Origin of the sequence: Fructobacillus papyriferae, assembly GCF_018437225.1 — a bacterium.
In the GTDB taxonomy this organism is placed as follows: Bacteria; Bacillota; Bacilli; order Lactobacillales; family Lactobacillaceae; genus Fructobacillus; species Fructobacillus papyriferae.
Genome location: NZ_JAAMFI010000002.1, coordinates 261,853 through 282,652, shown reverse-complemented (window position 1 = coordinate 282,652; position 20,800 = coordinate 261,853). Strand labels below are relative to the sequence as shown.

General features: G+C 47.2%; 20 protein-coding genes. 8 read left to right on the top strand and 12 right to left on the bottom strand.

Going from position 1 to position 20,800, the window contains the following annotated elements; genetic code table 11:
* From G6R27_RS05095 to tgt, 5 genes are all read right to left on the bottom strand, one after another.
* The gene (locus tag G6R27_RS05095; protein ID WP_213819986.1) at window positions 1-1,236 is read right to left on the bottom strand and encodes a glycosyltransferase family 4 protein; all 1,236 of its coding nucleotides are present in this window, start codon (window positions 1,234-1,236) and stop codon (window positions 1-3) included.
* Between the two features lie 86 nt (window positions 1,237-1,322).
* A complete protein-coding gene (locus G6R27_RS05090) occupies window positions 1,323-3,092 on the bottom strand; it encodes an ABC transporter ATP-binding protein (RefSeq protein ID WP_213819985.1) in 1,770 nt (589 codons plus the stop codon).
* Window positions 3,085-4,827 (bottom strand): ABC transporter ATP-binding protein, encoded by a 1,743-nt coding sequence (locus tag G6R27_RS05085; protein ID WP_213819984.1) that lies wholly within the window; start codon window positions 4,825-4,827, stop codon window positions 3,085-3,087. Before G6R27_RS05085 ends, G6R27_RS05090 begins: the two co-directional genes overlap by 8 nt.
* 318 nt (window positions 4,828-5,145) lie before the next feature.
* Window positions 5,146-5,445 carry a preprotein translocase subunit YajC gene (gene yajC, locus G6R27_RS05080; protein WP_213819983.1) on the bottom strand — a complete coding sequence of 100 codons (300 nt, stop codon included), beginning with the start codon at window positions 5,443-5,445 and terminating at the stop codon, window positions 5,146-5,148.
* 45 nt (window positions 5,446-5,490) lie between these two features.
* Entirely contained in the window at window positions 5,491-6,708 is a 1,218-nt protein-coding gene (gene tgt, locus G6R27_RS05075; protein ID WP_213819982.1) for a tRNA guanosine(34) transglycosylase Tgt, read from the bottom strand.
* Between the two features lie 139 nt (window positions 6,709-6,847).
* Here tgt and G6R27_RS05070 point away from each other — a divergent pair, with 139 nt between their 5' ends.
* From G6R27_RS05070 to G6R27_RS05035, 8 genes are all read left to right on the top strand, one after another.
* A complete protein-coding gene (locus G6R27_RS05070; protein ID WP_213819981.1) occupies window positions 6,848-7,363 on the top strand; it encodes an NUDIX domain-containing protein in 516 nt (171 codons plus the stop codon).
* 486 nt (window positions 7,364-7,849) lie between these two features.
* Window positions 7,850-8,590: a sulfite exporter TauE/SafE family protein gene (locus G6R27_RS05065; protein WP_213819980.1), complete on the top strand. Its 741-nt coding sequence runs from the start codon at window positions 7,850-7,852 to the stop codon at window positions 8,588-8,590.
* A 386-nt stretch (window positions 8,591-8,976) separates the two neighbouring features.
* Complete coding sequence (locus G6R27_RS05060; protein WP_213819979.1) at window positions 8,977-10,407, top strand: MFS transporter; 1,431 nt, start codon at window positions 8,977-8,979, stop codon at window positions 10,405-10,407.
* A 28-nt stretch (window positions 10,408-10,435) separates the two neighbouring features.
* Entirely contained in the window at window positions 10,436-11,605 is a 1,170-nt protein-coding gene (gene aroC, locus G6R27_RS05055) for a chorismate synthase (protein ID WP_213819978.1), read from the top strand.
* A gap of 9 nt (window positions 11,606-11,614) precedes the next feature.
* Complete coding sequence (aroA, locus tag G6R27_RS05050; protein ID WP_213819977.1) at window positions 11,615-12,886, top strand: 3-phosphoshikimate 1-carboxyvinyltransferase; 1,272 nt, start codon at window positions 11,615-11,617, stop codon at window positions 12,884-12,886.
* A gap of 2 nt (window positions 12,887-12,888) precedes the next feature.
* The gene (locus G6R27_RS05045) at window positions 12,889-13,743 is read left to right on the top strand and encodes a prephenate dehydrogenase (protein WP_213819976.1); all 855 of its coding nucleotides are present in this window, start codon (window positions 12,889-12,891) and stop codon (window positions 13,741-13,743) included.
* A 3-nt stretch (window positions 13,744-13,746) separates the two neighbouring features.
* The gene (locus tag G6R27_RS05040) at window positions 13,747-14,262 is read left to right on the top strand and encodes a shikimate kinase (protein ID WP_213819975.1); all 516 of its coding nucleotides are present in this window, start codon (window positions 13,747-13,749) and stop codon (window positions 14,260-14,262) included.
* An 18-nt stretch (window positions 14,263-14,280) separates the two neighbouring features.
* Window positions 14,281-14,826: a hypothetical protein gene (locus tag G6R27_RS05035; RefSeq protein ID WP_213819974.1), complete on the top strand. Its 546-nt coding sequence runs from the start codon at window positions 14,281-14,283 to the stop codon at window positions 14,824-14,826.
* Between the two features lie 29 nt (window positions 14,827-14,855).
* Here G6R27_RS05035 and G6R27_RS05030 read toward each other — a convergent pair whose 3' ends face one another.
* The 7 genes from G6R27_RS05030 to G6R27_RS05000 all read right to left on the bottom strand — a co-directional run bounded on the left by G6R27_RS05030 (window position 14,856) and on the right by G6R27_RS05000 (window position 20,785).
* Window positions 14,856-15,116 (bottom strand): hypothetical protein, encoded by a 261-nt coding sequence (locus tag G6R27_RS05030; RefSeq protein WP_213819973.1) that lies wholly within the window; start codon window positions 15,114-15,116, stop codon window positions 14,856-14,858.
* Window positions 15,117-15,196: 80 nt separating this feature from the next.
* Window positions 15,197-16,375, bottom strand: coding sequence for a PTS sugar transporter subunit IIC (locus G6R27_RS05025; protein ID WP_213819972.1), 1,179 nt, complete (start codon window positions 16,373-16,375; stop codon window positions 15,197-15,199).
* A gap of 56 nt (window positions 16,376-16,431) precedes the next feature.
* Window positions 16,432-17,427, bottom strand: coding sequence for a D-2-hydroxyacid dehydrogenase (locus G6R27_RS05020; protein ID WP_213819971.1), 996 nt, complete (start codon window positions 17,425-17,427; stop codon window positions 16,432-16,434).
* Between the two features lie 70 nt (window positions 17,428-17,497).
* Window positions 17,498-18,106: an ATP-dependent Clp protease proteolytic subunit gene (locus tag G6R27_RS05015; protein WP_213819970.1), complete on the bottom strand. Its 609-nt coding sequence runs from the start codon at window positions 18,104-18,106 to the stop codon at window positions 17,498-17,500.
* Window positions 18,107-18,186: 80 nt separating this feature from the next.
* Window positions 18,187-19,128 (bottom strand): DNA-binding protein WhiA, encoded by a 942-nt coding sequence (whiA, locus tag G6R27_RS05010; RefSeq protein ID WP_213819969.1) that lies wholly within the window; start codon window positions 19,126-19,128, stop codon window positions 18,187-18,189.
* Between the two features lie 2 nt (window positions 19,129-19,130).
* Window positions 19,131-20,096, bottom strand: a complete 966-nt coding sequence (locus G6R27_RS05005; protein ID WP_213819968.1) for a gluconeogenesis factor YvcK family protein — start codon at window positions 20,094-20,096, stop codon at window positions 19,131-19,133.
* Between the two features lie 80 nt (window positions 20,097-20,176).
* Window positions 20,177-20,785 (bottom strand): JAB domain-containing protein, encoded by a 609-nt coding sequence (locus G6R27_RS05000; protein WP_213819967.1) that lies wholly within the window; start codon window positions 20,783-20,785, stop codon window positions 20,177-20,179.
* Window positions 20,786-20,800 lie beyond the last annotated feature (15 nt).

Genomic DNA, 20,800 nt, shown 5'->3' with positions numbered 1-20,800 from the left:
TCAATTTCTCCTAAAGGGATTTCGTAAAAGACGCTTGATATAGCCAATTTCATCATCATTTAGCTGATCAGAGTCGTCTTCGGTTTCATCTTGTTCGTAGTTATGGATGATCGTTTCGTAGAAATCAAAGACACGCTTACCAAAGGTTGTGGCATCAACGTTTTTCACCGCTTGCTTGCGGATTTCCTCGTCTTCTTTCGAAAATGGTCGCTTTAGATAGCTTTCCACCGCATCCCGAAATTCATCATAATCATCCACTAATTGACCGATGGCTGGGTCTTTTACTAACTGATCCAAATAAGGCGAATGGATCGCCACAAAAGGTCGATCAGAAGCCAGCGCCTCGATAAAAGTCAACCCTTGCGTCTCCGAATCTGATGACGAGACAAAGACTGTGGCCAAGCGGTAATAGTCCGCCACCTGATCGTGGTCCACCATTCCAACAAAGGTAATCGAGTCCTGCAATTCGAGATCCTCGACTTGTTCTTGCAAAGACTTTTTGGCCGGACCATCCCCTGCAATCACCAAGCGGGCATTGGGCACGGTTTCTAAAATCTCAGAAAAAGCCGAGATGGTCATGGCGATGTTCTTTTCAAAAGCCAAGCGGCCAAGTGATAAGACAACGGGCGCATCCTTTGCAATGCCATATTTGGCATGCAAATCTTCTTTACCATCCCCAAGCTCTTTAACCGCTACACCAGTCGGAATAACTGGAATGGGAATGTCATCAACGCCATAAGAAAGCAAGCTCTCCTTGACACGTTCAGAAGGCGCAATCACACCATTCATTGACTTCAGATAGGCTTTCACCAAATGGGAGACAGCTGATGGCCGAAGTAAGATGCCTTTGGCCACGTAGTGCGTGTAATCTTCATACATCGTGTGGTAGGTGTGAATCGCCGGAATCTTTAAACGGCGGGCCACATACTTACCGATTAGACCTAAGGAGAATTCCGTTTGCGTATGAACGATGTCCAAATCGACTTCCTTGGCGATCTCGACGGCTCGAATCAAGCCACGGAAGGTCAAGCGACGGTCCTTAAAGCCAAAGTATGGCAAAGAAGAGAAGCGGAAAATCCGCTCCTCTTTTTCATCCTTTGAAACCTTAGGATCCGTGGTCGTGAAAATGTAGACTTCGTGCCCCTGTTCTTCCAAGGCGTCTTTTAAAGTTTTAATGGACGTTGCTACGCCAGAGACCTGTGGAAAATAGGTATCCGTAAATAAACCAATCTTCATTCTTTGCCTCCATTGCTTCCGATTTTGAAGCATAATGCCAATATTATACCATTTTTGCCTTCTTCAGCCAAAGCTGCTCTGCTGAATTAAAAGACCATTTGATTGTAATAGAGCTCTGCATAGAACCCATTTTGATCAAGCAGTTCCTGATGCGACCCCTTTTCAATGACTTGTCCATCCTTTAAGACAACGATCTGATCGGCTGACAGAATGGTCTTCAAACGGTGGGCAATGACAAAGGAAGTACGGTTTCTCATCACGTTTTCCATGGCTGTTTGAATTTTTGCTTCCGTCACCGTATCAACATTGGCGGTCGCCTCATCCAAAATCAACAGATCCGGATTGGTCAAAATTGTGCGCGCAATCGACAGAAGCTGTTTTTGACCGGTTGAAAAAAGCGTGTCCGCTCCCTTGACCATCGTGTCATACCCATCGGGCAGTGACATGATGAAATCGTGAATATTGGCCTGCTTTGCAGCCGCCTCCACTTCTTCTTTTGTCGCATCAGGCTTACCATAAGCAATATTGTCCCGAATTGATTTAGAGAAAATAACAGATTCTTGCAAAACGATCCCCACGCGGCGGCGCAACGAAGCTAAGTCAAAATCGGTCAGCGGCGTGTCATCGTAAGTAATGCTACCGGCATCCAAATCGTAGAAACGGTTTAATAGATTCATCACCGTTGTCTTTCCTGAACCCGTTGGCCCAACCAAGGCCACCATCCGGCCTTTTTTTACATCAATTGACACGTCTTTTAAAATTGGCCGTCCTGGATGATATGAAAAGTCGACGTTTTTTAGACGTACCCCTTCTTGTAAGGCGCCTGCTTCTTTATTTCCCGTGTTCACCTCATTTGGTTTAGCCAAAACATTAGCGATCCGGTTAGCGCCGGTAATCGCCAGTTGGAGAGGATTGTAAATGGCCGTCAATTGTGAAATGGGCTGGAAATACTGCTGTGAATACGTGACAAAGACCACGATTAAGGATAGGCCAGAAGCCTTATCCATGCCGTTATGCAAGACCAGCCAAGAACCAAAGAAAATCACAATAGCCAAATTCAAGAGCGAAAAGCCCTGCATCAACGGCGAAAGCAAACCCGAATAAAATTGACCTTTTTGACTAGCCGACCGAACTTTTTCGTTATATGGGGCAAAATTTTGAATCGACTCTTGTTGTCGCCCTTCAGCCAAAAGAACAGCCTGACCAGCCAATTGTTCGTTGATATAACCGTTCAGGTCCCCTGTTGCTTGCTGTTGTTGCTCAATTTGCTGACGGGCCTGATTCACAATGATCAAAGCCACAATGATCGCAATGGGTGATAGAGCCATCGTCACCAAAGCCATCGTCAATGACTTGCTTAACATCATCCAAATAATTCCCAAGAAAAGCAAACCCTGGGAAAAAATTTGGAAAACCGCATTGTTCATCGCGTTAAAAACGTTATCTAGATCCGAGGTAAAAAGTGACAAGATCTTGCCGTCCTGGTGTGAATCAAAATAACGGATCGTCTTTTTTTGCAGATTAGCGAATAGGCCAAAACGCATCTGTCCAACAGCATCTGAGGAGACGCGCGAAACAATAAAGCCTGACAGAACCAAACCAAGTTCTGAAAGCAGGTAAAAGAGCACCATGCTCCAGACTGCTTGGTAAAAATCAGAAAGTGTCGCGTGAGCACCGGGTGTCATCAAAGCCGTCAAGTAATTTGTCAACTGAGCAACCGCATCCCCCATATACAAAGGGGCCTTGATCTGCGCATAGGTTCCAAGTAGGATACAAAAAGCCGCCACGGTCAAGCCTTTCCAGTATGGCTTTAGATAGGCTAAAAAGTAAGCAACCGCCTGCTTCAATTTATTCATGGTTGCCCTCCTTTCCCTTTTGGCTGTTAAAGATTTCTTGGTAAAAGGGACTCTTTAAAAGCAATTCTTCGTGGGTCCCCGATCCAACAATACGTCCTTCATCTAGGACCAAAATTTGGTCGGCGTGAATGATCGAGGTAATCTTTTCAGCAATAATCACTTTAGTTGTCTGAACAAAATCCGTTGCCAAGACCTCTTGGACGCGCTTTTCCGAACGGGCGTCCAAAGCGGATGTCGCATCATCTAGGATCAACAAACGCGGCTTTTTTACTAGGGCACGAGCCAAGGATAGCCGTTGTTTTTGACCACCAGATAGATTAGCGGAACGCTCTGAGATCTCATGCTTTAAGCCATCCGGGTAAGCTGAGACAAAATCAGCTGCCTGAGCGGCCTCGACTGCAGAAAGCAGCTCTTCTTCACTGGCATCTTGCTTGCCCATCTTTAAATTCTGCTCAATCGTTCCAGAGAAAAGCACCGGTTTTTGCATCACGATGCCAACGTTTTGATGCCAGACAGCAGCTTTCAACTTGTGGATATCCTGTCCGTCAATCGTGATTTTTCCACCATCGTCGCCTTGATAGAGTCGCGCAAGCAAAAGAGCCAAAGTAGACTTTCCTGAACCAGTCGAACCGACAATGCCCAGTGTTTGACCAGCTGACAGCGTAAAGGAAAGATCCTGTAAGACCGGCTTTTTAGCATTGGGATAAGTAAAGGAGAGCTTGTTAACAGAAAGCTTATCCGTTAAAAATGTAGGGGTTTTTAAATCAACTTTGTCCGTCTGATCGGTTTCTGAATCCGTTTTTTCCTCTAGCACCGCACGAATCCGCTTCAGTGACACAAAACCGCGAGAAGCAAAAGTCGAGATCATACCAAGCATTAACAACGCCATCAAGATTTGATTCAAATACGTGATAAAGGGGGTAATCTTTGCCAATTGATCCGGTGCTTCTTTGATCGTTGTCGAGATCAAAAGCAAGGCCCCGGCGATGGCGGCATATGAAATCAACATGAAAATCGGAAACATTAGATTAAAGAGATAACCGATCGTTCGATTGACAGTCGTTAGGTCATCCGTGTTTTTACCAAAGGTCGCTTCTTCTTGCCCCTGCTGATTAAAAGACTTAACAACGCGGACACCCGCCAAGTTTTCCTGAGCCAAGGTATTGTTTTGATCAATTAATTTTTGAATTTTTCCAAATGAACGGCCCATCATGGCAAAAAGACGTTTGGATGAGAAAACAATACAGAGAATCATCAAGAAAATAATCCACCAAAGCGATGGTAAGGTCCAGATCGCTAAAATAATGGCCCCAATAAAGAGAATTGGCACGCGAATCACCATCTGCAACGCTTGCATCACCAATTGCTGCACTTGGTTAATATCGTTTGTCAGGCGAACAACCAGATTCGCTGACGAATAATCTTGAACCTGCTGTAAGGAAAAGGATTGAATTTTCTGATATTCGGCTAAGCGAATATCAGCAGCAACACTTTGCGAGACTTGCGAAGCAAAGTATGTCCCCGTGATACCAGAAATAATCCCAACAAGGGCAAAGAAAAGCAAAAAGAAGCCATTTTGCAAAATCACTTGCTGGTCATCTTTAATAATGGCGTTCATCATTTTTTCCAAAAACTGGGGTTGAACCAGCGTTGAAGCGGCCATCAAAACGACGGCCAAAAGAGTGACGCTCACCTTTTTCCAGTATGGTTTTGCGTAGGTTACAAGTAATCCCATCATCCACTTCCTATCCACATTGTTTTAAAAAAAGCCCTCAAAAAGGGCCTCACATTTGATTCTTACCTTAAAAAGGAAAAAACACCTTGTGCTCAACAGCATAACACCATTTTTAGCATCGATAAACGGCCGATTTAACACATGCGCAGCCATTCGTTTTAATCGTCTTTGATCAAAACGACTTTGGCATCGCTCTTTTTTTGTTATCAAAGTAGCGGTCTTTTAGTCTCTGCCCCGATTATAGCATAGGTCCTTTATTTTTTTGGCCAACAAAAAAAGTCCCGCATGACTGCGGAACGATAAGCGCCAAAAGGTAAATTAATCTTCCTTCTTTTCGTCAGCGGTTTCAACTGGCTTTGCTGCTTCTTCATTCTTAACTGAACGGATAGCTGTCAACTCGAAGGTCAAAATAACGCCTTCGCAATCCAAATCAACGGTCTTTGCTTCTTCGTTGACACGATCAACCTTGGCGTGCAAACCACCAATGGTCACCACATCAGAACCCTTTACCATTTGGTTCTTCATTTCAGCTTGACGAGCTTGTTGCTTCTTTTGAGTCCGTGACATCCACCAAATCATGGCGACGACAACGATAATTGGCAAGATTAAACTTTGCATGGGGTTACTTCCTTCTTTTTGATATTTGTTACATTGTACCAGATTTTAGAACAAACGGGCATTCTTTTTGTTATAACCGTATTTTTCTAAGACTTCCTCACGGAATTCAAGCAACCGGTCCTCTTCGATCGCCGTGCGCATTTCTTCCATTAAATGAAGAAGATAACGCAAGTTGTGCTCCGATGCGATCTGCTCGCCAAGACGCTCGTTGGCATTAAAGAGGTGGTGGAGATAAGAGCGCGACAGGTTCTGGTAAGGACTGTAGTTTGGCAGATCGTATTGAGCCAAATTGCCAAACTGCTGCTTTCTAATCGGATTATCCGAGTAATAAGTCAAATCCGGATCAATCGGTGAAAAGTCCTTCTTATACTTCGCGTTCTTAATGACCACCCGTCCCTTGGAAGTCATCAGCGTTCCTTTTCGACCAATACGAGTTGGCAGCACGCAATCGAACATGTCGATGCCGCGAATGACGCCATCAATCAGGGAATCCGGTGCGGCCACGCCCATCAAATAACGGGGTTTGTCATCTGGCAACAGCGGGACGGTAAAGTCTAAGACACGGTTCATTTCCTTCTTAGATTCACCAACGGAAAGGCCACCAACGGCATAGCCTGGTAAATCCAAGTCAACCAAGCCCTTAGCGGATTCTGTCCGCAAATCGCGGAAACCAGCCCCCTGAACAATGCCGAAAAGGGCTTGTGAATCTGGTTTTTTGTGGGCGACTTTGGCTCGTTCAGCCCAGCGAAGCGACCGTTGCATCGACTCTTTGACATAGTCGTAGGTCTCAAAGTACGGGATGGCCTCGTCCAATTGCATCATCACATCAGAACCGAGGTTGTTTTGAATACGCATCGCCACTTCAGGTGACAAGAACATCTTGTCGCCATTCACATGGTTTTTGAATGTCACGCCTTCTTCTTTTAATTTCCGGGCATCAGACAAGGAAAAGACCTGAAAGCCCCCCGAATCGGTCAGAAGCGCCTGGTCCCAGCCCATGTACTGGTGCAACCCGCCAGCTTCTGCGATCAATTCATCTCCAGGTCGTACCCACAGATGATAGGTATTTGCCAAAATAAACTGGGACCCAATTTCCTTTAACGTTCGAGTATTAACCCCTTTAACCGCCCCTTGTGTACCGACAGGCATAAACATCGGCGTTTCATAGACCCCGTGAGGCGTGTGAAGGCGGCCACGACGGGCCCCCGTATCTTTTTCCGTATGAAGATGTTCGTACCAAACGGCTGGTTTTTTCTCAGTCATGCTCCACCTACTTGCTTCATTTACTTCTTCTTATTGTATCACGGACTGGCCATTTAAATGATCACTCAGTTGTAACGGACTAAAATCCGCGTTATGATAAGCAAAGATTAAACTCCATCGAATGGAAAGGAAGCGCAACATGGAACAAAATTATATCGCCCGAATGCGCCAAAAAGTCGGTCACGAAGGCATGATCTTCAATTCAGCCTTTGGTGTTCTTTGGAATAAAGAACACGACGCCATTTTGCTTGAAAAACGTGGCGACAGCAAAGTTGGCTACGGCTTTCCTGGCGGCTTTTTGGAATATGGTGAGTCACCAATGCAGGCCGTTGTCCGGGAATTCAAAGAAGAAACAAATTTGAATGTCGAAGTCGTTCGCCTGCTTGGCATGGCCACTCATGTGAACCCTAAAAACTCTTGGGGCGATGCACAAGAAACCATTTCAATGGGCTTTGAGGTTCGCCTGGTCGAAGGTGAGGATGCCAGCGCCTTAAAAGCTGACGGCGACGAAACGTTGGCCGTCCAATTCGTAGCAGTTAACCCCCGGCCACAGATGTTTGTTCCCGCTGCCCAAAACACGTTAGAACGCATTTTGACATGGAACGAAGAAAATGATCAACCTTGGTTGCGTGAAGCTGCCAAAAACGAGGATTAAGCCCGCATCAAACCGCCTTGGCTCAGAAGGACCAAGGCGGTTTTTATTAAACATATTTACAAATAATGTATAAAATTTAAAATATTTGCTTTTATTTTAAAATTCTGATAAACTAAATGCATCAAAGAGCGTGGCAGAACTCCTAATTTTCTGTCGCTACTAGTGCCCATCATGTGATTCACTCTTTATTGATTTTCATTCGATGACTGTCGAAAGTAGTCACACTTCAATGAATCTTTCTAGACTTTGGATTCGAATTGATCAGCCTTCCAAAACTTCCTAAAATTTTTGATCCATGATCCGTGCCTAGCGAAACACAATGCTTGATTTATCGCCACGCTTTCTGAAAAAAACGGTCGCTTCTTTTCGACCGTTTTTTGTTTTGTCTGCCATTGACTGGTACACTAATAAAAAGCGGTGAGTTCACCTCCTTTTCTTATAAAAGTGGACCTTCACCCTGTTATCTCAAACGAATCGAGTCACCACATGCTGATTATTTTTTATGGTTTTTTAATTGGTTGCTTTGTCACCCTAATCGGTGGTGGCGGTGCCACCTTTTACCTTGGCGTTTTGACCTCTTCTCTGGCCATGTCAACCGAGATGGCCGTCCCCACTTCCCTCTTCATTGCCGTCTTCGCCCTCTTTTCGGGTTTCTTAACCCAGTTAAAATTAAAAAACGTCGAGATTCGGGTCGGCAATCGCCTGATCTTAGCCGCCATCCCCGGCATTTTAATCGGGACTTACCTTTCCCGCTTCATTCCGGCTGCACTCTATCAACATGCCGTTGGTGTTATCTTAACCATCATGGGTTGCATCGTTTTATATAAGAACGTTTTTGCTAAGAAACAGGAAAAGAAGACGAATTCAAAAGCCAATGTCGCCCTGCTCTTTGGCCTGATTTCTGGCTTAATGGTTGGTTTTGGGGGACTTTCGGGTGGTTCGGCAACGGTTGCGGGTCTTTCCATTATCGGCCTACCAGCCGTTAAGGCCGCCGGCACAACGACTTACATCCTCTGGGTTCTAGCTGTGGTTGGCTTAATCAGTCACTTGGTTGCCGGTTCCCCCATTTCCTGGACAGCCGGACTCTTCTTAATGTTAGGTGGGGTGATTGGTTCAATCTTAACGCCTCTGGTTCTCCGCCTCTTTGATCAAAAGAAATTGAACAAGGTCCTCTCGCCTTTGCTTGGCCTCGTGATTATCTACTTCGGATTAAATTTGATTTTTTAATAAAAAAGCCACTAACTTGATCGTTAGTGGCTTTTATTTAACATTATGAAGCGTTTTATGAGTATTTGATTAAAATTTACTTGTCATTTCTTCATTTTCGTGTTTTAATAAAAACAACTTCAGGAAAGGAATTTTGAACATGACATCAATCGACTTAAACATGATGAACCGTTATTACGGCTTTTATTACTTTAGATAGCACGTCCGAATCAGATGCGGACGTGCCGATACGTTCGCATCTAGGTAGTAAAAGTCATTTTTAACTTGGCTGACTAGGTGCCCCCTAGTCAGCGATTGATGAATGTTGTTTGAAATTTTTTCCGACACATTTCTTAGGCCGACTAGGTTTTCCTAGTCGGTTTTTTTTATTTCCAAAAGGAGTCCTCATGAAAGAATCCAACCCCCGCTTAAAAATCGGTCTCTTCTTCAACTACTTTGTCCATGGCTGCGGCCTGATCATTCTCACGCAAAACCTTGGTCAACTTGCCAACAACTGGCATTCCTCCATCGCCAGCGCCTCCTTTGTTCTTTCCGGCATTGGCATCGGTCGTCTGGCTGCTTATCTTTCCATGGGCTTTCTATCCGATCGAATCGGCCGCAAACAAATTCTTCTCTTTGGGATGCTGTCCTACCTCCTCTTCTTTTTAGCCAGTCCGATTAATCAAAGCATCCCCCTGGCTTATGGTCTTTCCATCCTAGCCGGGATCGCCAATTCCGCTTTGGATTCAGCCACTTACCCGATTCTTTCAGAATTAAGAGGTCATCAAAAGGCCAACTCAGTCAGTCTAAAAGCCTTTATGTCTTCTGCAGAATTCATTCTTCCGGTTATCGTCCTAACAGCCAACCGAGCAAATTGGTGGTTCGGCCTTTCCTTCCTCTTTCCAGCAGTCATTTTGCTGGTCAACATCCTAAACGTCGCCCTGCTGCCTTTCCCAAAGTCGGTTAAAAAAGCCGCCACAAAGGTCAAAAAAATTACCTTGACCAAGGGCAAAAAAGCCCTCGTCACCGGTGCTTTACTCATCTACGGTTACACCTCCATGGCCGTCATGATTTGGTTCACCCAGTGGATATCCATCTTTGCCAAGAACATCGGCTTTACCGACACCACGGCCCACTTACTGCTGTCCCTATACAGCCTTGGTTCCATCACCGGTGTGCTGCTGGCTATCGTCTTACTGCGGGTGCAAGTCATTGCAAGACGCCTTTTCTTAGTACAAAACGCCCTGTCTTTTATCAGCATGTCAATCGTCGCCCTTTCAAAAACGGAAGGCCTCTCGATGCTTGCCTGCTTCACCTTCGGCTTCTCGGCAGCCGCCGGCTTGATGCAAATGGCCTTAAGCACCCTACTGAGCCTCTATCCTGAAAAGAAGGGCTTGCTAACCGGTCTCTTCTTCTCATTTGGTTCACTCGCCTCCTTTACGGTCCCTCTAATCACCGGGATTCTAGTTCGCATGAAAGACGTCAACCTCATGGCTGGCGATATTCTCATTGCCCTAATTGGCCTGGTCGTTGCCGTCCTTTTGCAGCAGCTACTGCCTCAACAAGGCGCCTCTTTGAAGGAGGCCAGAAAAAGAATCGACCAAATCGATGACAAGCTTTTAGCCTTATTGGAAGAGCGCTTTACCGCAGTGGAAGAGGTCATCGCATTTAAGAAGGAAAAGGCCTTAGCAGTTGAAGATCTCAATCGTGAAAAAAAGGTTCTTGAAAAAGTTGCTAGGCAAACAAAGAATCGGGCGCTTGTTCCTTACAACCAAGCCATCTGGCAGGCCATGATGGACCAATCAAAAACATACCAAGCAACCAAACAAAAAAATTAACTAAACGGACAAATAAAGGAGCTTTATTATGATGAACTACATTACCGCAGGCGAATCACACGGACCAGAACTTTCCGGTATTTTAACAGGCATTCCCGCCGGCCTTCAATTAGACATTGACGAAATCAACGCCGCCCTTTCCGCCCGTCAGGGTGGCTACGGCCGGGGTAACCGTCAAAAGATTGAACATGACCAAGTCATCATTACCGGGGGTGTTCGTCACGGCGTGACTTTGGGCTCACCGATTGCCTTGACGATTAAAAACCGTGACCACGCCCAGTGGTCGAAGATCATGGACCCCGTTACGCCTGCAAACGCTGAAAACACGCTGCGTGCTGTTTCCCGTCCACGGCCCGGCCATGCCGACCTTGTTGGTGGCATGAAGTACGGCCATCGGGACATGCGCAACGTCTTGGAACGCTCATCCGCCCGTGAAACGGCCATGCGTGTGGCGATTGGAAACATCTGTAAGCAGGTTCTAAAAGCACTTGACATCAAGATTGTCGGACACGTCGAATCAATCGGCGGCATTCAGGCCGCAGGCGACTTGACCACTGACGTTGCCACAATCGAACAAGCCATCCAAAAAAACGACCTCCGAATCTTGGACCAAAGTAAGGTCGAAGAAATCCACGACCGGATTGACCAGGCCAAGCGCGATGGTGACACCCTTGGTGGTGTCATTCGTGTCGTTGCCGAAAACCTGCCAGCCGGTCTCGGTTCCTACGTCTCATGGGACACGAAGTTAGATGCCAAAGTCGCAGCCGCCGTCATGGGTGTCAACGCCATGAAGGGTGTTGAAATCGGTGACGGTTTCGAAAACGCCGTTCGTTCTGGATCACAGGTTATGGACGAAATCGACTGGGAAGAAGGCAAGGGATTCTCCCGGAATTCCGACCACTTGGGTGGCTTTGAGGGTGGGATGACAAACGGGATGCCCGTTATCGTCAAGGCAGCTATGAAGCCAATCCCAACCCTCTACAAGCCTTTACAGTCAGCAGACATCAACTCAAAGGAAATCAAGAAGGCAACGGTGGAGCGTTCCGATACGACCGCCATCGTTCCTGCCTCAATCGTGATTGAATCCGTTGTCGCAATCGAATTGGCCAAGGCCATTTGCGAGACTTTCGACGGGTCACAAATCGACCGCTTGAAGAAGCAAGTGGCCGACTACCGCGAAGAGCTCAAGAACTTCTAAGGAGTGCTTATGACTACCCCGACTTTAAAAGGAACTATCCAGGTCCCTGGTGACAAATCCATCTCCCACCGCGCCATCATCTTTGGATCCATTGCCGAAGGACAGACCACCGTTTCAAACTTTCTTCGCTCAAACGACTGCTTGGCAACCCTTCAGGCCTTTCGCCAAATGGGTGTCCACATAAAAGAAGACGGCAACAGCCTGACTATCGACGGTGTCGGCATGCTGGGCTTACAGGAAAGTCAAGAACCCCTGGACATGCAAAACTCCGGTACATCAACAAGACTCATGGCCGGCCTCTTGGCAGGACAGCACTTCGACAGTCACATGGTCGGTGATGCCTCGCTTTCAAAGCGCCCCATGGGCCGTGTCATCACGCCCCTTTCGGAAATGAACGGAACGCTTGTTGCCACCGACGGCCACCTGCCAATGGATATCTACGGTGAGGTCCTTCACGGCATTCACTACCGCCTACCCATCGCCTCTGCCCAGGTCAAGTCCGCCATCATCCTGGCAGCCTTGACGGCACAGTCCGATACAACTATCGAAGAGCCCCTTCCTTCCCGAGACCACAGCGAAACAATGCTCAAGCTCTTCTCCCCTGAGTCCATCGACAAGGAAGACGGCTTGATTACCATCCACCCTGACCACCCACTAAAGGCCCAACACGTCGAAGTGCCCGCTGACATCTCATCAGCCGCCTTCTTCCTGGTTGCCGGTGCCATCGTGCCTGGTTCTGAAATTACCATCGAACGAGTTGGCCTCAACCCAACCCGTGACGGGATTATCCGTGTCCTCGAACAAATGGGCGCCGACCTCACCATCGACCGCATCGACCAGCCAGGTGAGCCAATGGCTAACCTGACCATCAAGGCCGGACCACTCAAGACCTTCCACATCGAAGAAGCTGACATCCCCGCCTTGGTCGACGAAGTGCCTATCCTGGCATTGCTTGCAACTGCTGTCGACGGCGTTTCGACCATCTCTGGTGCCGCCGAGCTCCGCGTCAAGGAATCCGACCGACTGGCCGCCATTGCCTCTGAATTGGGCAAGCTTGGTGCTTCCATCGAAGAAAAGCCAGACGGTCTCATCATCACCGGTGGTAAGCCCCTGACTGTTCAAGACGAGCAGGTCGACTCATTCGGTGATCATCGCATTGCCATGACACTAAAAGTCGCCTCCCTCCTCTTAGACAAGGAGATCACCATCAAAGACGAAGACTGCATGGCCGTCTCATACCCAACTTTTTCAACTGATTTGAATACACTCATAAGGAAATAACCATGACCACTGTCTTTATCGACGGACTAGGGCTGATTGGCGCTAGTCTGGCAACCTTCATCAAGGAAAACAATCCCAATACACGCATTGTCGGCAATGACCTGAACCCAGAAAACCTGGCCTATCTGCAAGAGCAGGGTCTCCTTGATGCAAGCTGCCCCTTTGAAGACGGTGCCAAAGAGGCCGACGTCATCATCCTAGCCTCCCCCGTCGCTGTCATTTGTCAGCGTCTAAAAGAGCTAGCAGACCTCCCCCTAAAAGACGGCGTGCTGGTCTCAGACGTTGGTTCTTCCAAAGTCCAAATCGAACAAAGTGCTCAGGCACTGATTAAAAAGGGTGTCGCCTTCTTGGCCGGACACCCCATGGCCGGTTCCCACTTAACGGGTGCTAAAAACGTCGATACCAATCGACTGGTTAATCACAGCTACTTCTTGATTCAAGAAAACACTAGTCAAGAACAGATGGCAACCTTCAAGGAACTGCTATCCGCAGCAAACTTTGACTTTCGGATTGTCGATGCCGCCAGCCACGACCAAATCGTGGCCGCCTCTTCCCATCTGCCACACATGGTTGCCTTTGCCCTGGCCTCAACGGTTAACAAAGCCCGCGAGGCCTCCTCAGTTGACTGGGGAAAGCCCGCTGCTGGTTTTCTCGATGCCACCCGTATCGCCAAAGCTGACGCCACCATGTGGACCAGTATCTTCTTGTCCAACCCCAAGCAGATTTTGTCGGAACTCGATGACTTTGAACAAGAAATCGGCCGTTTAAAGCAGGCCATTCAAGACAAAAACGCTGACGAACTATTTGACGATTTGAAGGCTGCTCAGGCGGCCCGCCTCCGAATGGAAAAGGAGTAAGACATGCAAAACCCCATCCTAATCGGCTTCATGGGCGCCGGAAAGACAACCGTCGGTAACGCCCTTGCCAAAGTCTTAGACCAACCCTTCTGTGATCTCGATGACGCCATCGAAGAATACCTTGGCCAAAGTATCCCCTCTTACTTTGAAGAAAAGGGCGAAGCGGCCTTCCGACAAGTGGAAAAAGAGCTCTTAGCTAAGCACTTATCCACGGATAACGTCTTAGCCACTGGTGGTGGAACGGCCTGCCAGAAAGCAAATCAGGCCCTCTTAATCGCTGATCAACGCCCCGTCGTTTGGCTTTTGGCCTCTGATGATACAACCCTTCAGAACCTTTCCGGCGAGGACTGGGACAAGCGTCCCATCCTAGCTGATAAAACTGATGAAGACTTGGCCAAGCTCAAGGCTTCTCGTAAGCGTTTCTACCAAGACACAGCCGACATTATCGTCCAGGTCGACCAAAAGAATCCCGAAACCATCGCAGAAGAAATCATCGACAAGATTCAAACGGCCGAATAAAAAAGAAAGGAATCGCACATGGTAACAATTCACACCCTTGGTCCAAAAGAAACCGACTCCAATCTTGTTGCAAGCAAGCTCGAAGCAGAAGACCCAAACTATCAAGGCCTAAGTATTCAGCTCCACTTCGACTTTGCCACCATTTATGCCAATCTGGACAAGTACCAGGGCGACTACTTCCTAGTTCCCGTGGGTTATCAAGGGCCTGCTGGTGACACCTGGACCAGTCAGCACTACGCCAACTGGCAAAAGCTTTCAATTCAAAAAACCTGGGCCAGCCCCACCATGGAAATGCTTCTGGTCGAAAACAGCGAGCAAAAAAACGGCAAAGCCGTCAGCCACAAAACCACCACTGCCCTGCTGAAAGACTTTGCCGATCGAAAGCAAATAACTCTTGCTATCGACTACGTGCCAGCAAAACCAGTCGCTGCTAATTGCTTTCTAAATGGCGACTATCAATACGCCATCTTCAGCCAAAACGCTGAAGCAGACCTTAAAGCAACCCATCACATTATGGAACGTTTTCAGCCCGAAATGATCTGGTGTCTCTATCAAATCAAATAAAAAAAGCGAACGCTCATGCGTTCGCTTTTTTAACGACGTCTTCTAACTAACCAAAGAACAAGAATAATCAAGAGGAGCAGGCCAAAGAAACCAAAAAACGAGGCCAGTTCAGCGCCAATATGCCAACCAATGCTCCAAAAGATGGCCCGTGAGACAAAGCGGCCAAAGGAAGAACCAAAACCACCACTATGCCGATTGAAGGAGCGACCAGTTGTCCGACGCGATGTCCGCATCGGCCGAACACCGCCGCGGCTACCACGCAATAAAACCAGTTGGAATAATTCTGCCATCATTTGTCTCCTTTAAAAAGCAATGCTAGTGTCACTATATCAAAAAAAGCCGCTCCAAGAGCGACTTTTTAATTAACCGATTACAATTCTTGCTCAAAATCAGCTGGCTTGTAAAGCTTCAACATCTTAGAGAAGATCAGTTGTGCCAAGATACCGGCAATGATTGGAATGATAAACCAAGCAAGAACAGCGATCAACGGTGAAATGAAGTGTGACATCACCGTTGAAGGGATAGCAGCATCTTGAATCACTGACTGCAAAGGTGAAACCATACCGATATAACCGAAACCAGCCGTAGTGGCCGTTCCTTGGATATCAAAGAGCGCAACCGGAATACCTGACAAGGCAGCGGCAAACATGAATGGTAGTAATGTGACCGGCTTCTTGAAGACGGATGGCATCATTCCCTTCATGGCACCCAAGAAGATGGCAACCGTGGTTCCCTTCTTGTTGACTGACCATGAATTAATCAACAAAACAACCGTCGTTGCCACGATTCCCATACCAGCGGCACCAGAACCGATTCCAGTCAAGTTAATGGCCAAAGCAATCCCAACCGTTGAGACAGGCGTCACAATAATCACTGCAAAGGCCATGGCAATCAAAATGGCCATTGGTACGGGAGCCAACTTGGTAAAGGATTCAACCATGTCACCAATCCAAGTCGTCAACTTACCAACCGTTGGGGCAATTTCCTTACCAAGCAAACCAACCCCACCACCAATCAAGATTGGGGACAAGATGATGGCAACGGAACCAAAGCCATTCAAATAACGAGAAACCAACCAGATCACCAAGACCGCAATAGCCGCGACCAACATCGCGTTGATCACGTCACCAGCACCGGCCGCCATGTAAAGACGGGTTGGTGCTGCCAAAGTCTTATGGGTTAGTGGGTTGACCGTACCGGCCTTTGCCATTCCCCAGGTAACCGAATTGGAAGCCATCATCGTGGCCAAGGCAACAACACCGGTATCCAAAACCTTCATCTTGAAGTTCATGGCAACCGCCATTCCGATCAAGAAAGGAATCATGGAGGTAAAGAGTGTTAGGATGGCTGAAAAATCAGCCCCCCAAGCCGTATTGCCCATTCCAGAATACTGGATGATGTATTTCATCACAGCCGATGGCAATACACCGATCAAAATTCCGTTTGCAGATCCAGACAAAACTTTGAAAAAGAAATCCTTCAAGTGCAGGTTTTCTTTTCCAGAAAAGACAGGCAATGGCTTGCTTTCTGGCATTACATTTTCTGACATTTTTCTCTCTCCTAAAGAAAAGACCCCAAGATTTCGCTTGGAGTCAAAGCTCGCAATTAGTACTTAACAGCGATGGCAGGGGTTTCACCCTTTGCAAATGAAACAGCTGCATCAAAGGATTGGTGAACCATTTCAGAAACAGCCTTCGTCGTGTAGAACGCGATGTGTGGCGTAACCAAAACATTGTCACGAGCAATCAAATCAGCAATCTTTGCATCAGGGAATTCCTTACCTGACCAGTCCTTGTTAAAGAGACCAACTTCGTTTTCGTAAACGTCCATGGCGAAGTCAGAAATCTTTCCTGAGTTCAAACCATCGATCACCGCGTCGATGTCCATCAAGTTACCACGGGCAACGTTGACGATGACAACGCCATCCTTCATCTTGGCGATGGAGTCCTTGTTGATCATGTGATCGTTTTCAGGAACACCAGGTACGTACAATGAAATGGCATCGGCTTGTGCGTACAAGTCATCCAATGAATCAACGTACAACCCTTCCTTTTGCAATTCAGGGTTTGGGAACTTATCATAGGCGATCACTTTTGCGCCAAATCCCTTCAAGATGTTGATCGCAACACGACCAATGTGACCAGTACCAATGATACCAACCGTTTGCATACGCATTTCACGACCGATAGTTGGTGCCCAACGCAAATCGTGCTTAGCAACCTTAGCATCCATTGGCTTCGTACGACGAAGCAAACGTGACAATTGGATCATTGAGTGTTCCGCAATGGCGTTTGGTGAATATACTGGGACGTTTGAAATGTTCATGCCCAATTCCTTGGCAGCGTCGAAATCGATGTTATCGGTTCCAACGTTACGAAGTGACATGTTCTTGACACCGGCTGCTGCCAATGCTTCCAACGTTTCCTTCGTGTAGTCCAACTGTTGGTATACAACAGCTGAATCAGCACCCTTGGCCATTGCAGCCGTTTCAGGCGTCAACAATTGGTCAGTGTAGTCCACTTCAACTTCGGGGTTGTTGGCTTCCCAATCCTTCAAAGCTGGTTTTTCATCTTCACGAATTCCGTAAGCAAAAACTTTCATAATTCGTCCTCCAATATTTTTCTATATGTTCATTATACTTCAAACAGTAGGCCTATGCCAGATTTCGTGCTTATTTCTTCAAAGTAATTGGCTTTTGGCCGGCCTTTTCCATGATGCCATCGATCAGCCCGTATTCTAGCGTTTCTTCTGCAGACATCCAGTAATCTCGCTCCGTATCGCGGGCAATCGTTTTCAGATCCTTACCGGAATTATCTGAAAGGATTTGGTTCAGTTTGTGACGAGTTTTCGTTAATTGTTCGGCAATAATCGCCATGTCCGATTGTTGCGTACCGCCGGCTGCGCCACCCATTGGTTGGTGGATCAAGTACTCAGCGTTTGGCAACATGAAACGGTGACCTTTTTCACCTGATGAAGCGATAATCGTCCCCATCGAAGCGGCCAAGCCCATCACAATGGTCGTCACCGGTGCCTTAATAAAGTTCATGGCATCCACAATCGACAGGCCGGCAGTCACCGAACCCCCTGGCGAGTTGATGTACATGGAAATTTCCTTATCCGGATCTTGCGCTTCCAAAAAGAGCAATTGGGCAACGATTGACGTCGCCATGCTGTCTTCGACCTCGCCTTGAACCAAAATAATCCGGTCCTTTAATAGTCGTGATGGCAAATCATAGGACTCACGTCCATTTGCCGTTTGTTCAATAACACCTGGCCACATAGTAAACTCCTTTTATCTCTTTAGTACTCTATTGTAACGCAAAAGCCCATTCTTCTAAAAGAAAAAAAGGGTTGCCCCTTTTACATTTGATCGGCATCAAAGGTACCTTCTTCAATTTGTTTAGCCAATTCCTTTAGCTTGCGCATGCGGTGGTTAGCCCCTGATTTGGAAATTTCCAAATAATCCCCAATCTCGGTCAGAGAGGAATCCGGGTGTTCCAGCCGCGCTCTTGCAAAGTCCGCCAATTTTGCTGGCAGTTCGTCCAAGTCACCAATTTCGCCTTGGATCGTTAAAATCGTTTGGACTTGGCTATTGGCCGCATCCGCTACTTTTTGCAAATTCGCCATATCCGCGTTCATCATCCGGTTGGCAGAATTGCGCATGTCTTTTGCCAAACGCAAATCTTCAAAGTGCAGCATGGTCGCCGTCGCCCCAATCAGCTTCATGAATTCGACAATCTTATCCGAACGCTTCATGTAAATGACATAGTGTTTGGAACGATTGATCATTTTGGCTGGCATTAAGAAGTCTTGAATCAAGTCAAGCAACTGTTCTGCCAAGCCCTCTTGGCCTGTCGAAATCTCGAGATGATAGTTGGATTTATCAGGCGAATTCACCGAGCCAGAAGCCAAGAAAGCCCCCCGCAAAAAAGCCGCCCGCTTGTCTTCAGTATTTAATAGCCAATCGGGCACCGATTGATCAATACCAAATGGATCCACGCCAAGATCGTCAAGAATTTCTTCAACCGCCGAATGCAAGACAACCGTCACCACCTTATGCTCCGATAAGGCGAACTGTTGCTTGACGTTGTAATCGACTTCAGCTTTTGGATAGGATTGGCGAATCAACGAAAAGATACGTCTGGCAATGGCCGGGTTATCCGTTTGAACGCGGACTTCTTGTTTTAAGCCTAACGTCGTCACCCCGTTCATTTGAAGCAAGGCGGCCAATTCTGGCTTGGCCGCTTCATCTGACACGATTCGCCCCGTTAATTCTTTTTTTACATCAGCAGCAAAAGACATTCTTACCCCTCCAAGAGCGAGAAGATGAGGTCAGCCACTTTTTGCCCATCGTGAAAGGCCCCAGCATCGCGAAGCAACAGGAAGTCACGCGATACTACCTCGGCTCCCTCCTTCTCGATAGCTTTCGGATCCTGCTTAACCTGTGTTGAAATTTCACCCCAGCGTTGATAATCAACGAAATCGGCAGGAACTTGGCTCTGGTTAGTCAACACCGCATCAATCATTTTTTTGCCAAGATGCCGATTCAAAACCGCCAGGTGTTCGGCGTCAGTATAGGCGTCCGTTTCCCCTTTTTGGGTCATGATATTGGCAATGTAGACCTGCTTTGCCGGTGTGGCCTGGAGTGCTTCTTTAATTCCCGGCACGACAATGTTTGGCAGGATGGAGGTAAAAAGCGAACCAGGTCCATAGACAATCATATCCGCTGACAAAATGGCATCGACAGCTTCAGGGTTAGCCGTTATTTTTTGCCCCTTTGTCGAAGGGCTAACCCAAACGTGATCGAGTGCTTGGTGGGCCGCCGTAATGGCAGCTTCACCAGATAATTTTTGACCGTCAGTCGTCTCCGCTTGTAAAATCAATGGTTCTTTTGCAACCGGATAAACTTGACCCTTAATCTTCAAATATTTGGCGAGACGAGTAATCGCTTCTGAGACATCCCCCGTCATTTCCGTAAGCGCTGCAATCAGCAAATTACCAACCGCATGCTTCGCTAAAAAATCATCCTTTGTCTGAAAACGGTATTGGAAAAGGGCCAACAATTCTTGGTCAGCTGTGGACATCGCCACCATAATGTTTCGAATATCCCCAGGTGGAATGATGTTAACATAGTCGCGCAATAAACCAGACGATCCACCATCGTCTGCGACCGTTACAATGGCCGTTAGATCAACCTCTTGCTTAACCAATGGCTTAATAATGACGGGTAATCCCGAACCGCCACCGATCATCACGATTTTTGCAGGCATCCTATGGCCCCTTTCTGTAAACTACTTTCTTAGTTTACCATTTTTCATGCATCAGTCGAATGGTCAAGGCCTTTTTTTGCTTAACTTTTTTCTGCAAGTGGTCCCTCTTCTTCAGCCATTGACCAGTAGGCTTTTTTGGTGACCACAAAAGAATCAATCAAGGGCAGTCCCAATCGCTCCCCTAAGTCGACCAAGCGGCTAGTAAACGCCCGATCTTCTTCAGATGGCTGCACGTTTCCAGAAGGATGGTTGTGCGCCATAATCATGGCATAGGCATTTTGTTGCAGCGCGCGTTGAAAAATTTCTCTAGGTGACGTTGAAACCTCAGTCAATGTTCCAACAAAGACAACTTCCCAGCTAATCAAATCGAGCTGCGTGTCCAGCAAAGCCAAAAAGACCTGTTCTTGCTTCAATGCGCCCAACTCCGCTTGCGCGAAACGGCCAAAAGTCTCGGAATGCCTGGCCGAAATCAAATGTCCTTTCTGGTGTTTTTCCATCAAATAACCAGCAAAAAGGGCATGCAACAGGGCGGTGTTCACGCGTTTATTCTCCGAAAGAAAAGCGCTTTTTGTTTTTTCGTCTAGGGCGTTAAAATCATAGCCCGCTGGAAAGTGCAGGAAAAAGCGTGCGGTTTCCCGTGCAGCATCTTCTCCCAATGCTTCGTAATATGAAAAAACCTGCTCTTTCATGTCATCATCTCCTTT

Excerpts from the sequence above, each read along its gene's own strand:
- G6R27_RS05095 (WP_213819986.1), bottom strand. The coding sequence starts at position 1,236 with ATGAAGATTGGTTTATTTACGGATACCTATTTTCCACAGGTCTCTGGC.
- G6R27_RS05090 (WP_213819985.1), bottom strand. The coding sequence starts at position 3,092 with ATGAATAAATTGAAGCAGGCGGTTGCTTACTTTTTAGCCTATCTAAAG.
- G6R27_RS05085 (WP_213819984.1), bottom strand. The coding sequence starts at position 4,827 with ATGGGATTACTTGTAACCTACGCAAAACCATACTGGAAAAAGGTGAGC.
- yajC (WP_213819983.1), bottom strand. The coding sequence starts at position 5,445 with ATGCAAAGTTTAATCTTGCCAATTATCGTTGTCGTCGCCATGATTTGG.
- tgt (WP_213819982.1), bottom strand. The coding sequence starts at position 6,708 with ATGACTGAGAAAAAACCAGCCGTTTGGTACGAACATCTTCATACGGAA.
- G6R27_RS05070 (WP_213819981.1), top strand. The coding sequence starts at position 6,848 with ATGGAACAAAATTATATCGCCCGAATGCGCCAAAAAGTCGGTCACGAA.
- G6R27_RS05065 (WP_213819980.1), top strand. The coding sequence starts at position 7,850 with ATGCTGATTATTTTTTATGGTTTTTTAATTGGTTGCTTTGTCACCCTA.
- G6R27_RS05060 (WP_213819979.1), top strand. The coding sequence starts at position 8,977 with ATGAAAGAATCCAACCCCCGCTTAAAAATCGGTCTCTTCTTCAACTAC.
- aroC (WP_213819978.1), top strand. The coding sequence starts at position 10,436 with ATGATGAACTACATTACCGCAGGCGAATCACACGGACCAGAACTTTCC.
- aroA (WP_213819977.1), top strand. The coding sequence starts at position 11,615 with ATGACTACCCCGACTTTAAAAGGAACTATCCAGGTCCCTGGTGACAAA.
- G6R27_RS05045 (WP_213819976.1), top strand. The coding sequence starts at position 12,889 with ATGACCACTGTCTTTATCGACGGACTAGGGCTGATTGGCGCTAGTCTG.
- G6R27_RS05040 (WP_213819975.1), top strand. The coding sequence starts at position 13,747 with ATGCAAAACCCCATCCTAATCGGCTTCATGGGCGCCGGAAAGACAACC.
- G6R27_RS05035 (WP_213819974.1), top strand. The coding sequence starts at position 14,281 with ATGGTAACAATTCACACCCTTGGTCCAAAAGAAACCGACTCCAATCTT.
- G6R27_RS05030 (WP_213819973.1), bottom strand. The coding sequence starts at position 15,116 with ATGGCAGAATTATTCCAACTGGTTTTATTGCGTGGTAGCCGCGGCGGT.
- G6R27_RS05025 (WP_213819972.1), bottom strand. The coding sequence starts at position 16,375 with ATGTCAGAAAATGTAATGCCAGAAAGCAAGCCATTGCCTGTCTTTTCT.
- G6R27_RS05020 (WP_213819971.1), bottom strand. The coding sequence starts at position 17,427 with ATGAAAGTTTTTGCTTACGGAATTCGTGAAGATGAAAAACCAGCTTTG.
- G6R27_RS05015 (WP_213819970.1), bottom strand. The coding sequence starts at position 18,106 with ATGTGGCCAGGTGTTATTGAACAAACGGCAAATGGACGTGAGTCCTAT.
- whiA (WP_213819969.1), bottom strand. The coding sequence starts at position 19,128 with ATGTCTTTTGCTGCTGATGTAAAAAAAGAATTAACGGGGCGAATCGTG.
- G6R27_RS05005 (WP_213819968.1), bottom strand. The coding sequence starts at position 20,096 with ATGCCTGCAAAAATCGTGATGATCGGTGGCGGTTCGGGATTACCCGTC.
- G6R27_RS05000 (WP_213819967.1), bottom strand. The coding sequence starts at position 20,785 with ATGAAAGAGCAGGTTTTTTCATATTACGAAGCATTGGGAGAAGATGCT.